This is a genomic window from Pseudomonas sp. PONIH3 (assembly GCF_002934345.1).
GTDB lineage: Bacteria > Pseudomonadota > Gammaproteobacteria > Pseudomonadales > Pseudomonadaceae > Aquipseudomonas > Aquipseudomonas soli.
Window position 1 is genome coordinate 796,485 of the sequence record NZ_CP026386.1, and the last position, 12,267, is coordinate 808,751.

At 66.0% G+C, this 12,267-nt stretch carries 10 protein-coding genes; 3 read left to right on the forward strand and 7 right to left on the reverse strand.

The features are described 5' to 3' along the window. The first annotated feature begins 51 nt into the window (after nucleotides 1-51). Together C3F42_RS03490 and C3F42_RS03495 are read left to right on the forward strand one after the other, a co-directional pair. Nucleotides 52-1,431 carry an aspartate aminotransferase family protein gene (locus tag C3F42_RS03490; protein WP_104443969.1) on the forward strand — a complete coding sequence of 460 codons (1,380 nt, stop codon included), beginning with the start codon at nucleotides 52-54 and terminating at the stop codon, nucleotides 1,429-1,431. Nucleotides 1,432-1,548: 117 nt separating this feature from the next. Further along, nucleotides 1,549-2,415, forward strand: a complete 867-nt coding sequence (locus C3F42_RS03495; protein ID WP_201755011.1) for an NAD(P)-binding domain-containing protein — start codon at nucleotides 1,549-1,551, stop codon at nucleotides 2,413-2,415. Nucleotides 2,416-2,670: 255 nt separating this feature from the next. On the opposite strand, the gene C3F42_RS03505 is transcribed toward C3F42_RS03495, so the two are convergent. From C3F42_RS03505 to C3F42_RS03535, 7 genes are all read right to left on the reverse strand, one after another. After that, the gene (locus C3F42_RS03505; protein WP_104445274.1) at nucleotides 2,671-3,720 is read right to left on the reverse strand and encodes an AraC family transcriptional regulator; all 1,050 of its coding nucleotides are present in this window, start codon (nucleotides 3,718-3,720) and stop codon (nucleotides 2,671-2,673) included. After that, nucleotides 3,713-4,741 (reverse strand): AraC family transcriptional regulator, encoded by a 1,029-nt coding sequence (locus C3F42_RS03510; RefSeq protein WP_104443971.1) that lies wholly within the window; start codon nucleotides 4,739-4,741, stop codon nucleotides 3,713-3,715. Before C3F42_RS03510 ends, C3F42_RS03505 begins: the two co-directional genes overlap by 8 nt. Nucleotides 4,742-4,882: 141 nt before the next feature. Further along, a complete protein-coding gene (locus C3F42_RS03515; RefSeq protein ID WP_104443972.1) occupies nucleotides 4,883-6,535 on the reverse strand; it encodes an acyl-CoA synthetase in 1,653 nt (550 codons plus the stop codon). Nucleotides 6,536-6,659: 124 nt separating this feature from the next. Beyond that, nucleotides 6,660-7,427: an SDR family NAD(P)-dependent oxidoreductase gene (locus tag C3F42_RS03520; protein WP_104443973.1), complete on the reverse strand. Its 768-nt coding sequence runs from the start codon at nucleotides 7,425-7,427 to the stop codon at nucleotides 6,660-6,662. Then, a complete protein-coding gene (locus C3F42_RS03525; protein ID WP_038705988.1) occupies nucleotides 7,427-8,599 on the reverse strand; it encodes an acyl-CoA dehydrogenase family protein in 1,173 nt (390 codons plus the stop codon). Before C3F42_RS03525 ends, C3F42_RS03520 begins: the two co-directional genes overlap by 1 nt. Nucleotides 8,600-8,653: 54 nt before the next feature. Then, complete coding sequence (locus C3F42_RS03530; RefSeq protein WP_094011192.1) at nucleotides 8,654-9,010, reverse strand: DUF6285 domain-containing protein; 357 nt, start codon at nucleotides 9,008-9,010, stop codon at nucleotides 8,654-8,656. After that, nucleotides 9,007-10,065 (reverse strand): phosphotransferase family protein, encoded by a 1,059-nt coding sequence (locus C3F42_RS03535; protein ID WP_104443974.1) that lies wholly within the window; start codon nucleotides 10,063-10,065, stop codon nucleotides 9,007-9,009. The genes C3F42_RS03530 and C3F42_RS03535 overlap by 4 nt, the downstream gene beginning before the upstream one ends. A gap of 202 nt (nucleotides 10,066-10,267) precedes the next feature. Here C3F42_RS03535 and prpR point away from each other — a divergent pair, with 202 nt between their 5' ends. After that, the gene (gene prpR, locus C3F42_RS03540) at nucleotides 10,268-12,217 is read left to right on the forward strand and encodes a propionate catabolism operon regulatory protein PrpR (protein ID WP_104443975.1); all 1,950 of its coding nucleotides are present in this window, start codon (nucleotides 10,268-10,270) and stop codon (nucleotides 12,215-12,217) included. The last annotated feature ends 50 nt before the right edge of the window (nucleotides 12,218-12,267 follow it).

Consider the following 12,267-nt stretch of genomic DNA (forward strand, 5'->3'; position numbering starts at 1 on the left):
GCAACCTGCTCACTTGCGGGCGATCGAAGCCTGCGACAGGAACATGGACCAATGAACACGCTCACTGCGACCGCGCGCAACGATCTGGCAGCACTCATTCACCCCAACACCAACCTGGCCCAGCATCAGGAAATCGGGCCGTTGGTCATCACCGCAGGCGACGGTGTGCAGGTCTTCGACGAACAGGGCAATGCCTATATCGAAGCCATGTCGGGCCTGTGGAGCGTTGCCCTGGGTTTCAGCGAACAGCGCCTGGTCGACGCCGCCGTCGAGCAGCTCAGGCAACTGCCCTACTACCACAGCTTCAGCCACAAGACCAACGCCCCGGCCGCGGCGCTCGCCGCCAAGCTGGCGGAGCTTGCGCCCGGCGATCTGAACCATGTGTTCTTCACCAACTCAGGGTCCGAGGCCAACGACTCGGTGGTGAAGATGGTCTGGTACGTGAACAACGCACTGGGCAAGCCCGCCAAGAAGAAGTTCATCTCCCGCCAGCAGGCCTATCACGGCGCCACCGTCGCCTGCGCCAGCTTGAGCGGCATCCCGTCGATGCACCGTGATTTCGATCTGCCGGCCATCCCGGTGCATCACCTGACCTGCCCGAACTTCTATCGATTCGGCCGGCCTGGCGAGACCGAGGAAGCCTTTTCGGCGCGCCTGGCGGACGAGCTGGAGCATTACATCCTCGACGAGGGCCCGGAAACCATCGCCGCGTTCATCGGCGAACCGGTGATGGCCGCAGGCGGCGTGATTCCGCCTCCCCAAGGCTACTGGGCAGCGATCCAGGCGGTGTGCAGACGCTACGACATCCTTGTGGTGATCGACGAGATCATCACCGGCTTCGGCAGGCTTGGCACGATGTTCGGCGCCGAGCTGTACGGGATCCAGCCCGATATCATGGTGCTGTCCAAGCAGCTCACCTCGTCCTATCAGCCCCTGGCCGCCGTGCTGGTGTCCGATGCCATTCATGACGTCCTGCTCAGCCAGAGCCAGCGTTTGGGAGCCTTCGCCCATGGCCTGACCTGCACGGGTCATCCCGTCGCCACTGCGGTGGCGCTGGAAAATATCCGCATCATCGAAGAGCGCGACCTGGTGGGCCAGGTCCAGCGCCTGGCCCCTGAATTCCAGCGCCGTCTGCGCGAATTCGCCGACCATCCGCTGGTGGGCGATGTGCGCGGTATCGGGCTGGTGGGCGCCATCGAACTGGTGGCGAACAAGGCCACCGGCCAACCCTTCGCCCAGCCCGGCACCTTGGGTGGCTATGTGTTCAGACAGGCGCACAAGCACGGGCTGATCATTCGCGCCATCTACGACACGATCGCCTTCTGTCCGCCGTTGATCTGCACCCAGGCCGATATCGAGGCGATCTTCAGCGCCTTCGAACGCACGCTGGTCGACGCGACTGACTGGGCCCGCGCACAGAACCTGTTGTAGGCGAAAGACTGCGCCCGCGTCCTGGATACCTAAAACAAAAATCATGAGGGTTGGAATGTGAGCACGCAAAATGAGCAGCGCCTCGACGTCGATGTATCGGTAGTCGGGCTCGGCGCCATGGGCACGATCATGGCCCATGCATTTCTCAAGCAAGGCAAACGCGTGGCGGTGTGGAACCGTTCGCCTGGCAAAGCGGCGGCGCTGGTCGCCGCTGGTGCTCAGCTGTGCGACTCGGCTCACGCCGCGCTCAGCGCAAGCCCGGTCACGGTCTTCGTGCTGCTGGACGACCAGGCGACCCATGGCGTGCTTGGCAGGCCGGGGGTGATGGCGGCACTCGCAGGTCGCACAGTGATCGATTACACCACCAACGGCCGCGACGAGGGCCTGGCGCTTCAGGCGCTGGTCAACGCCGCTGGTGGCCTGTACGTCAAAGGGATGATCGTGGCCTACCCGCGCAACGTCGGTCATCGCCAGAGCCACACCCTGCATACCGGCGATCATGAGGGTTTCGAGCAGCATCGGGCGCTGCTCGAAGCGCTGGCCGGTCAAACGATGTTCCTGCCTTGGGACGAAGCACTGGCCTTTGCCACCGTGCTCCACGCCCAGGCATTCGCCACGATGATGGCGTTCTTCGAGGCCGTGGGCGCGAGCGAGCGTTTCGGCCTGCCGGTGGCGGAGACGGCCAGGCTGCTGCTCGACACGTCACGGTTTTTCATCAGCGACGCGCTCGAAGAAGCGGTACGCCGGCTGGAAGCGCAGGATTTCGCAGGCGATCAGGCCAGGCTCGATGTGCATGCCGGCGCCTTCGCTCACATCGCCCAGGCGCTGCACGCGCAAGGGGCCTGGACGCCGGTCTTCGACGCCGTATGCGGGGTCGTGCAAAGGGCTGAATCCATGGGCCATGGCGATCAGGACATCGTGGCGGCCACCCAGGTATTCGCAGCGGCCAACCCTCCCGAAACAGCCGCACAAAGGCCCATTTAATGGCGCACTTTATCAAGCTTTAGCCAACGCCACGGGCCAGACTCGAAGATAACTACAAAAACAAAAGCTGGAGGTTCCCATGCGTATCTTTGCTTTTCTGGTGGCCAGCGTGACACTTGCCCTGTTCCTGACGGCGGTCTACGCCCCTCAGTCTTCCATAGCCAGTCGATCCGTGGCACAAACGGCGCACGCGGCGCACCCTATCGCGAGCATTGGCGATATATTCCGGGGTTACTAGCGAAGGGCCGACACCCTCTAGGGGCGCGTACGTCCGCGCCCCAGCAGACGCGGCTGGCGCTTGATGCCGTGGGCCTTCTGCCAGCTCAACGGGCTCATCTGAAACCAGCGATGAAAGGCTCGGCAAAATCCACCGGTGTCGGAATAGCCGAGCAGCGCGGCCAGCTCGCCGATGTTGGCCGAAGGCCTGGCAAGGTAGGCCTGGGCCATGGACTGACGTACCTCCTCGAGCAATTGCTGGAACGTCAGCCCTTCCTGCGTCATGGCCTGACGCAACTCGTTCGGCGTCAGCGCCATGATGCTGGCCACTTTCTGCGCCGTGGCCCGCCCACTGGGCAGCAGGTGATGCAGCAACTGCTTGATCTGGATGGCCAGCTCGTCGCCGGACAGCCGCTCCAGGCGCTGCATCCTCCTGACCACCAGTTGGTGCAACGCCTCATCACACAGGACACAGGGCTGCGCCAACAGCGATGATTCGAACACCAGGGCGACACAACGCGCATTGAAGGTGGGCGGCATGCCGAGCGCCTGGGCATACAAGGCGACATCGGTACTGGGCGAATGGTTGAGCCAGAGGGCGCTAGGTAGCCAGTGCGGGCCTGCCAGTGCGCGCATCAGTGCGATGCCCACGGCACCGGCCAGCTCCTCTGCCTGGCCCACGCCGGGCGCGTGGGAGGGGCGAACATGATAGCTGAGGATGGTCAGGCCGTTTTCGCTGTCCAGCCCGACTTCGGCCGCACCATTGTACAGGGCGTAATGGTTGCGCAATTCCACCAGCGCATCACCGACCGTGCGCGCATTGCGCAGCAGGTGGAGCAAGTCACCCAACACATCGGAGGCCTGGAACAGACCATATTCCAGGCCGAACAGCGCATTGCCCGAATGCCGACTGCAGGCCTCGAGCAAAGCACAGTATTGCTGGTAGGGGAGCAGATCGTCCTCGTCTTGAAGGCCCTGGCCCGGCAGGCCGACGTGCTTGAGCATCTGCTCGGGATCAAGCCCCTGCCCGGCGGCGAAGGCATGAAACCCGGTGAGGCTGATTGCCCGGACAAAGGGAACGTCAGCCATGTCGACCACGCCCGCTTTCGGCATCAGGCGCCTGGCGTAGCTGGCGCTTCCATTGTTGCGGGCTGAGGCCATGCCAGCGGCTGAACGCCCTGGAAAACGCGGCAAGCTGGGTGTATCCCAGCAACTCTGCCACCTGCGTCAGGTTGATCGTCGCATCTCGTAGCAAGCGGGTGGCCATCGCCTGGCGGGTCCCGTCCAGCAATGCCTGGAAACTCGTGCCTTGGGTCAGCAGGTAGCGCTGCAGGCTGCGCGAGCTGATCTTAAGATCCATGGCAATCTGTTCGACCGTGACACGCCCCTGGGGCATGTGATTGCGCATAAGCTTTTGTACGTGCATGGGCAACGACTCCAGCGTGATATCCGCCAGCTCGTCGTGGAACTGCCGGGTCAGTTGCAGGATGCGTTGATCCTTTGCGCCAAGCTGTGCGTCCAGCAGCGCAGGGTCGAACACCCAGGCGTTTTCCGTGCTGGAAAAACGCGGCGCCACCCCCAGCAGACGCCGGTATGCCGAAGGCTCCGCCCCCGCGCCATGGCACAGCAGCAGGGCCTGCGGGCGCCAGAGGTGCTTGAGCAAACTGTGCATGAGCTGCGCGCTCATTCCCATCGCCCACTCCACGGTCTGTCTTACACAGGGCAGATCCGCATCGGTGACCTGACAGCTCAAGCGTGCATTGCCGAGATGCCGCTCCAGGCGAAACTCCACTGCCGTGCCGAGCACATGGGCGTACCGGACCAATGCCCTCAGCACCTCACCGACTGTGTCCGCGCTCTGAATGACATGCAGCAGGGTCCCCATCCCCCGCATGCCATGTTCAAGCCCGAACTGCAGAGCGAACAGGCGATTACCCGAACGGTGCGCAGCCAACGCCAGTAGCGCGTTGAACGGGCGGGTTTCGATTGCGCCATCGGGCTCGCCAAGGGCAAGCGAAACCTCTGCAAGCAGCGCATGAGGCTCGAGCCTCTGGGCCAGAGCGAAGTCGTCGAATCCAAGTAACGCGGTCCCCAGGATATAGGACGTCATCAGAGAAGATCCGGCTCATGAATGTCGGTTCACAGGCAGGTAGATGCCTACCTGTATTTTGGCGGATAGTGTGAAGCTTTTCCTCCGTTCGATATAGCAGACTTGAGCGAGCCGGCGGCCGATCGGGAGGGTGACCACGCATCACCCTTCCGGCCGGTCACTGGCTGCAGCCGCCTGGCGAGCCCATTCGCGCAGGACGAATTTCTGGATCTTGCCGGTGGCCGTCTTCGGCAACGCCACCAACGACACATGCCGCGGCGCCTTGAAGTGCGCCAGGCGCTCGCGACACCAGCGGATCAGCTCTTCGCCGGTGATATCCCCCTGGGCCTCGGCACACAGGGTGACGAAGGCATGCGGGGTTTCGCCCCAGCGCGAATCGGGCCGCGCCACCACGGCGGCCTCGAGCACCTCAGGATGCTGGTAGAGCACCTCCTCGATCTCCAGCGAACTGATGTTCTCGCCGCCGGAAATGATGATGTCCTTGGCCCGGTCCTTGATCTCCACATAGCCATCAGGGTGCAGCACGGCCAGGTCGCCGGTGTGCAGCCAGCCGCCAGCCAGGGCGCTGCGGGTGGCTTCGGGGTTGTGCAGGTAGCCTTTCATCACCGTGTTGCCGCGCACCACCAGCTCGCCCAGCGTCGCCCCGTCGGCGGGCACCGGCTGGCCGGTTTCGCTATCCAGGACCGTGGCGTCCTCGAGCATCGGATGGGCCACGCCCTGGCGGCTCATGAACCGCGCGCGAGCCTCCAGCGGCAGCTCGTCGACGCCTGGCTGCCACAGGCACAAGGTACTAGGGCCATAGCTTTCGGTCATGCCATAGGCATGGGTGATGCTGAAACCGCGCGCCTCCATGGCGGCGATCACCGCGCTGGGCGGTGCGGCGCCACCGGTGATCACCGACACCGCCTGGGACGGCGCGGCGCCTGCCGGAGCATGGATCAGCATCGACATCACCACCGGCGCGGCGCTCAGGTGGGTCACGCCATACGCGGCGATGGCGGCGTGAATCGCCTCGGGCTGCACCTTGCGCAGGCACACGTGGCTGCCCCCCGACAGGGTCACTGCCCAGGTATGGCTCCAGCCGTTGCAGTGGAACATCGGCAGGGTCCACAAGTAGACGCTGCGCGGACCGAGCTGGAAGATCAGCGCCCCGGCGCAGGCATTGAGGTAGGCGCCACGGTGATGCAGCACCACGCCCTTGGGATCGCCGGTGGTGCCGGAGGTGTAGTTGATGGCGATCGACTGCCATTCGTTGTGCGGCGCGCTCAACGGCCGGTTGCCATCGCCCTGGGCCAGGAAGCTTTCGTAGTCCAGGTCCGGCGCCAGGTCGGCGCCCTCGGCCTGGGCATCATCGATGCCCACCAGCAGCGGTGGCGTGTCCAGCATCGCCAGCGCCTTGTGGACCACCGCGCCGAACTCGCGATCGCACAACAGTACCCTGGCCGCGCAATGGCGCAGGATGAAGGCGATGCTGCGCGCCTCCAGGCGGATATTGATGCACACCAGCACGGCACCCGCGCCGGGCACGCCATAGTGCGCCTCGAGCATCTCGGGGATGTTCGGCGCCAGGATCGCCACACGCTCGCCCGGCTGCACGCCGACCCGCTCCAGGGCGCTGGCCAGGGCCCGGCTGCGCTGGTGCAACTGCTGGTAGGTGTAGCGACGGTCGCCGTACACCACCGCGTCGCGCTGGGGATAGACCTGCGCGGCGCGCTTGAGGAACGACAGTGGTGACAGCGGCACGTGGTTGGCCGCATTCGGGGCCAGTTCGTGTTCCAGGCTCGGGTTCATCATGACGGGTCCTTCGTCCATGGGCAGTTCAACGGTTGCAGGCACATAACTACCTCTGTTTCTTGTTGTTCTTGACCGGCACGGCCGGTGCCATTCATCACGGGGGTTGCAAGGCTGGGCGGTGTCTCTACAGGCTGCTGCACAGGTGGCCGCCATCGACCACGATCTCGCTGCCGCTCATGCCGCGGCCGGCGTCACTGGCGAGCAGCAGCAAGGCGCCGTCCAGGTCCGCCGGCTGGCTGTAGCGCCGGCTCGGAATACGCGAACGCAATCTCTGCCCCGCGTCACTGGCCAGGAACGCCTCGTTCAGGTCGGTCATCACGTATCCCGGCGCCAGGGCGTTCACGCGAATGCCATGGCGCGCCAGCTCCAGGGCCATGGCGCGGGTCAGGTGCGCCAGGCCGGCCTTGGCCGCCAGATAAGGGGCGACGGCGCCGGCCACCCGGCTGGCGAGGATCGAGGTGACGTTGATCAGGCTGCCGCCCTGCCCTGCGGCAACCATGCGCCGCGCGCTTTCCTGGGCCACCGTCCAGGCGCCCTTGAGGTTGGTGTCGAGTACGCGGTCCCAACTGCCATCATCGCAGTCGAGCAGCGCCTGGCTGTCGCTCACGCCGGCGTTGTTGACCAGCACATCCAGGGGGCCGGCGGCATCGAGCACCCGGCAGACATCGTCCCGGCGGGTCACATCGAGGGCAAAGGCGCGGGCCCGGCCGCCGCTGGCCTGGATGGTCTCGACCAGGGCCTGCAACGGCGCCTCGCGCCGGGCGGTGACCAGCACCTCGGCGCCGGCGGCCGCCAGGGTTTGGGCAAAGTGCCGGCCCAGGCCACTGGAGGCCCCGGTCACCAGGGCGCGACGGCCATCAAGAGAGAACAGTCGAGCAAGTTGCGGCTGCATCAGTGACCTCCCGGGCGCTGGTCGAGGAGTTTCTTCGCCAGGCTCATGCGGTGCACTTCGCTCGGACCGTCATAGATGCGGAACGGCCGGATATCGCGGAAGATCCGCTCCACCACCGTGTCCCCGGTCACCCCGCGCCCGCCCAGCACCTGCATCGAGCGATCAACCACCCGCCACAGCGCCTCGGAGCTGATCACCTTGGCCATGCTCGAGTCGACATTGCCCCGCTCGCCCTGGTCGAGTACCCAGGCGCAGTGCCATACCGCCAGGCGCACCACATGCAGGTCCATCTGGTTGTCGGCGAGCATGAAGCCGACACCTTGGTGCTCGCCCAGCGATTTGCCGAAGGCGTCGCGGGTGCGCGCATGATCGCAGGCGATGTCGTGGGCACGACGCGCGGCGCCGAGCCAGCGCATGCAGTGGGTCAGCCGTGCCGGCGCCAGACGCACCTGGGCGTAGCGGAAGCCCTTGCCGATCTCGCCGAGCACATCGCTCGCCGGGATGCGCAGGTTGTCGAAACGCAGTTGCCCGTGGCCACCGGTGAAGCAGCTGTCCAGCGAGTCCAGCTGCCGTTCGTGGACGATGCCCTCACGCCGCATGTCGCTGAGGAACATGGTCGCCGTGCCGTCCTCCATGCGCGCCATGATGATCGCGAAATCGGCGCCGTCAGCGCCGGTGATCAACCACTTGCGGCCGTTGATCAGGTAATCGTCGCCATCGCGGGTGGCCGTGGTGCGCAGCATCGACGGATCCGAGCCTGAGCCCGGCGCAGGCTCGGTCATGGCGAAGCACGAGCGCGCCCGACCCTGGACCAGCGGGCGCAGCCAGCGGTCCTTCTGCGCCTCGGTGGCGACCACGTCCATCAGGTGGATATTGCCTTCGTCGGGTGCGTGGATGTTCAGCGCCACCGGCCCCAAGGGTGAATAGCCGGCCTCTTCGAAGACGATCGCCTTGGCCACATGGCTCAGGCCCATGCCGCCCATCTCGGGGCTGGCATGCGGGGTCAGCAACCCGGCGATGCGGGCCTTTTCCAGCAGGTCCTGACGCAAGTCGTCGCTGGGGCCGTGGCGGTCCTGGCGCGGGTCTTTCTCAAACGGAATCACGTGATTGGCAATGAAGTCGCGCGTTTTCGCCTGCAAGGTCAGCAGGTCGTCCGACAGGGTGAAGTTCATGGTTGTCCTTCTATGCGTTTTCAGTCTTGGAAATCGGGCAGTGGCCACCGGCGTTCAGGGCATGGCCTTGGGGTTGCTGATCGCCAGACGGTCAAGCGTCGTCTGGCGCAGCGCCTCGACCAGGGCGCGACGTGCCTGCGGCGCGTCGTGGCGACCTTCGCGGATGGTCTGGGCCAAATGCTGTCTCGTGCCGGCCAGGGTCGCTGGCGGCGCCTCGAGCACGGCGCCCAGACGTGCGTGCTCCTGGACCTCCAGCTCGCCTTGCAGGCGGCTTTCACGCGCAGCGATGGCCATGGCGTTGGCGATCATCAGCGCCGGGTAGCGCAGCTCGCCGGACAGCTCGGGCAACACCTGCTCCAGCAAGGTCTGGCGAGCGATATCGAGCAGTTGCGCGGCATTCGGTTGGGTCATGGCGCCTCGGCTCCGGTCATGTTCAAGATGTCGAGCTCCAGCTCCGGCAGCAGGCGCGCGGTCAGAGCCAGTTCGAGGGAAGGTTCTTCGCCGGACAGGTGGCGTTGTCCTTGCTGCAGGGCGATAACCGCCCAGCGCAGGGTGGCCATGACCTGCCAGTAGTGCAGTTGGCTAGGTTCGATGGCCAGGCTGGACACTTCGTGATAGCCGCGCAGGAAGTCCTCGAGCAGGCCGATGCCGCCCGCCTCCAGGTCGGGGCGGGTGAAACGCCAGCAACGGGCGCTGAACCAACCCAGGTCCTCGCAGGGGTCGCCCCAGCCACTGAATTCCCAGTCGAGCACCGCCTCCAGCCCCTGTTCGCTGGCCAGGTAGTTGCCGGTGCGGTAGTCGCGGTGCAGCAGGCACAGGGCCTGACTGCGCGGCACATGCAGCTCGCACCAGCGCAGGCCCCACTCCAGGGCCGGGTAGGCCTGGTCGAGGGTGTCGAGGTAGCGCCGGTAGGCCGTGAGGGTGGCCAGGGCGGGTGAGCCCTGAGGTATTGGCAAAAAGTCCAGCGCCGCACACGGGGGGCGCACCTGATGCAGGCGCGCCAGGTTGGCGCCCAACTGCGCCGCCAGCCCGCCCTGCCCTTGCGCACCGGCCTGGGCGCTGAGCAGGCGCCCGGCGGCGATGCCCGGCACGTATTCCATGAGGAAGAACACCCGCCCATGCACCCGCGTGTCACGGCACAGCCAGAGCGGTCGCGGTACCTTGACCCCGGCCTGGTAGACCACCTGCAGCACGGCGAACTCCTGTTCGCGGCCGAGGCTGGCCGGCAGCGTCGACAGTGCGTCACTGCGCAGGACCCAGCGCCGGTCACCGGCCCAGGGACCACCCTCGATCAACAGGTCGAGCCGCCAGTTTTCCTGGATGGCACCACCGCTCAAGCGCTTGCGCGCGGTGATGAGCACCCGCTCGGCGGCGGCGCGTTCGCGAATGAAGTCGACCAACTGCTGGTCGTTGTCGCTGGCCGCGATCGGATCGCTGGCCAGAGACGTCGTGGAGGAACTGCTCATGGGTCGATGGGCCCTGCCTTCGCTGGTGAATTGGCAACAGGGCCAGAGCAAAGCCTGGGCCAACTGTCGACCATCCACCTACAAGCCCCATGACGCCTGGGTTTTGGCATGTCCTGGCAGTGCCCGGTTGGACAATCTTCATTTCACTTGTGCAAGGCATTCATTCACTATTGAAACATTGCAACCATGAACAGGGTCCGCCATGCACTCCTCCGCCTCCAAGGTCGTCGTGCTGATCAGCCACCTGCAACGCCCTCGGCAGCGCAGCCGTCTCGCCCAGGTCGTGAGCGGGCTCACGGCGGATTACCCCGACACCCGTATCGAGGTGCTCGACACCTCGGTAGCCGAAGCGCTGCAGACCGCCCGCGAGCTGGAGCAGCGCGGCGAAGTCGATGTGTTCGTCTGCGCAGGGGCCACCGCCGCCTACCTGCGCAAGCACCTGGCCCGGCCAGTACTGGCAATGCGCGTCGGCGGCGGCGACTTGCTGCGCGCCCTGGGGCAGGCCAAGGCCCACGGCACGCAAGTGGCCGTGCTCAGCTACGACCACATCAACCAGGACCTGCAGGCATTGGCGGCGCTGTTCACCGTGCAGGTGCACCAGGCCGCCTATACCTCGCTTGAGCAAGCCCGCCACGCCGTCGATTACGCCGCCCGGCTGGGCTGTGGCAGCATCATCGGCTCGTCTACCGTGGTGGAGCTGGCCGAGCAGGCCGGGCTGCAGGGCGTGCTGTCGCTGAGCGAGGACACCGTGCGCAAGGCGCTCGAAGAGGCCCTTGGCATCCTCGACAGCCAGCGCATCGAAATCGCCAAGCGCCGCCACCTCGATGCCGTGCTACAACATATCCCCACCGGGGTCGCGGCCGTCGACAACCAAGGCCTGGTGCAGTCGCTCAACCCGGCACTGGCACAGTTGCTGGGATTGCCGGCCAGCGCGGCGCTCGGCCGCCCATTGCAAGCCCTTTGCCCCGAGCTGGACCTGCAGCAGGCCTTGCAGGACGGCACGGGCGAGGACAACCGTGTCATCCGCCTGGGCGCGCAAGCCGTGGTCAGCAACCTGCTGCCGATCCTGGAGAACGGCGAGCGCACCGGCCTGGTGCTGACCTGCCAGGATATCAGCGCCGTGCAGCGAGCCGACCAGCGCATCCGCTCCAGCCGTCGCCCCGGCGCCTTCACCGCGCGCTACCGGCTGGAACAACTGAGCGGCAACAGCAGGGCCAACCGCGAGATGCTGCAGTTGGCCGAGCGCTTCGCCGCCAGCCACTCGACCATCCTGATCACCGGCGAGAGCGGCACCGGCAAGGAACTGCTGGCCCAGGGCATCCACAATGCAAGCCCGCGCCGGCAGGGCCCTTTCGTCGCCATCAACTGCGCGGCATTTCCCGAAACACTGCTGGAGAGCGAACTGTTCGGCTACGAGGAAGGCGCCTTCAGCGGTTCGCGCAAGGGCGGCAAGCCCGGTCTGTTCGAGGCCGCGCACCGCGGCACGCTGTTCCTCGACGAAATTGGTGACATGCCGGTGTCGTTGCAGACCCGCCTGCTGCGGGTGCTGCAGGAGCGCGAAGTGCTGCGCCTGGGCAGTACTGAACCGATTGCCATCGACGTGCGGATCATCGCCGCCACCCACCAGGACCTGGGCACGGCCATCGACCAGGGCAGTTTCCGCACCGACTTGTACTACCGACTGAACATCCTGCGGCTGCAGACCACGCCCCTGCGCGAACGCCCCGAGGACATCGCCCTGATCTGCCAGAGCATCGGCCAGCGCCTGCTGGTCCAGGGGCAGCCAACAGGCGCTGCACAGGTAATGACGGCGCTATTGCCCTACCTGGTGCGCCATGCCTGGCCGGGCAATGTCCGTGAACTGGAGAACGTGATCGAGCGGGCGATGCTGTCGGCCCGCGAACTGCTGCGCGACGAAGGGGTGGACGAGCAGTACCTGGCGCGGGTGCTGCCCGAGCTGTGCCAAAGCCAGTTGCCATCCCGGCGCGCCAAGGCGCCGCAAGCGTCCGATCTGCAAACGGTGGGCAAGGCCGCGCAGCTGCGCCATGTACGCGAAACCCTGGACAGTTGCCAGGGCGACCTCGACGAAGCCGCGCGCCGCCTCGGCATCAGCCGCACCACCTTGTGGCGGCGTCTGCGGGCTGCGCGTTGAGCCGTGCCATCCGCCACCGGCCAGCGCTGGCCGGGGCGGATAAAGGACAG

Coding starts and splice junctions, on each gene's coding strand:
- C3F42_RS03495 (WP_201755011.1), top strand. CDS start 1,549: ATGGGCACGATCATGGCCCATGCATTTCTCAAGCAAGGCAAACGCGTG.
- C3F42_RS03515 (WP_104443972.1), bottom strand. CDS start 6,535: ATGATGAACCCGAGCCTGGAACACGAACTGGCCCCGAATGCGGCCAAC.
- C3F42_RS03490 (WP_104443969.1), top strand. CDS start 52: ATGAACACGCTCACTGCGACCGCGCGCAACGATCTGGCAGCACTCATT.
- C3F42_RS03505 (WP_104445274.1), bottom strand. CDS start 3,720: ATGGCTGACGTTCCCTTTGTCCGGGCAATCAGCCTCACCGGGTTTCAT.
- C3F42_RS03510 (WP_104443971.1), bottom strand. CDS start 4,741: ATGACGTCCTATATCCTGGGGACCGCGTTACTTGGATTCGACGACTTC.
- C3F42_RS03530 (WP_094011192.1), bottom strand. CDS start 9,010: ATGACCCAACCGAATGCCGCGCAACTGCTCGATATCGCTCGCCAGACC.
- prpR (WP_104443975.1), top strand. CDS start 10,268: ATGCACTCCTCCGCCTCCAAGGTCGTCGTGCTGATCAGCCACCTGCAA.
- C3F42_RS03525 (WP_038705988.1), bottom strand. CDS start 8,599: ATGAACTTCACCCTGTCGGACGACCTGCTGACCTTGCAGGCGAAAACG.
- C3F42_RS03535 (WP_104443974.1), bottom strand. CDS start 10,065: ATGAGCAGTTCCTCCACGACGTCTCTGGCCAGCGATCCGATCGCGGCC.
- C3F42_RS03520 (WP_104443973.1), bottom strand. CDS start 7,427: ATGCAGCCGCAACTTGCTCGACTGTTCTCTCTTGATGGCCGTCGCGCC.